The sequence below is a fragment of the Streptomyces sp. L500 genome, assembly GCF_054551825.1.
Genome location: NZ_JBTOLC010000127.1, coordinates 1 through 1057, shown reverse-complemented (window position 1 = coordinate 1057; position 1057 = coordinate 1). Strand labels below are relative to the sequence as shown.

At 71.9% G+C, this 1057-nt stretch carries 1 protein-coding gene; it reads left to right on the top strand.

Features of this window, described 5'->3' with window-relative positions:
- A partial coding sequence (locus ACX9I7_RS32630; RefSeq protein WP_459389403.1) for an acyltransferase domain-containing protein occupies positions 1-1057 on the top strand: 1057 nt, incomplete at both ends.

The following is a 1057-nucleotide window of genomic DNA, read 5'->3' as shown; positions in this document are numbered from 1 at the left end:
CCACGTGATCCTGGAGCAGGCCGACCCGGAGCCGGAGCCGGAAGGCGACGACACCCCCGTCTCGGGTGCGGTCGTGCCCTGGGTGCTGTCGGGCAAGACCGAAGGCGCTCTGCGGGATCAGGCCGCACGCCTGCTGGCGCACGTCAGCGGAAGCCGGCCGGCGGATGTCGGATTCTCGCTGGTGTCGAGCCGGTCGAGCTTCGCGCACCGGGCCGTCGTACTGGCAGCCGACGCGGAGTCGCTGACGGGAGCGCTCGCGTCACTGGCGTCGGGTGAACCTGGCGCCGGTGTGGTCGAGGGTTCGGTCGGCTCGGGGAGGACAGCGGTGCTGTTCTCGGGCCAGGGCTCCCAGCGGCTCGGCATGGGACGGGAGCTGCACTCCCGCTTCCCCGCCTTCGCCGACGCGTTCGACGCGGTGTGCGCGGGCCTGGACAAGCACCTGGAGGAGCACCTGGACCGGCCCCTGCGGGAGGTCGTCTGGGGTGAGGACGAGGAGCTGATCAACCAGACCGTCCACACCCAGGCCGGGCTCTTCGCGGTCGAGGTGGCGCTGTTCCGGCTGGTGGAGTCGTGGGGCGTGCGCCCGGACTTCGTCGCCGGGCATTCGATCGGCGAGGTCGCGGCGGCGCACGTCGCCGGGGTGTTCTCGCTGGACGACGCCTGCCGGCTCGTCGCCGCTCGCGGGCGGCTGATGCAGGCCCTGCCCTCGGGCGGGGCGATGGTCGCCGTCCGGGCCACGGAGGACGAGGTTCTGCCGCTGCTGTCGGACGACGTCTCGATAGCGGCCGTCAATGGCCCGTCGTCGGTCGTGGTCTCGGGCACGGACGAAGCGGTGGCAAGGATCGCCGGGCACTTCGAGGCCGAAGGCCGCAAGACCAGCCGTCTGCGTGTCTCGCACGCGTTCCACTCGCCGTTGATGGAGCCGATGCTGGCGGAGTTCCGGGAAGTCGTGGAGGGCCTGGCCTTCGACGCTCCCGCCGTCCCGGTCGTCTCCAACCTCACCGGTGACCTCGCCAAGCCCGAGGAACTGGCCTCCGCCGACTACTGGGTGCGCCAC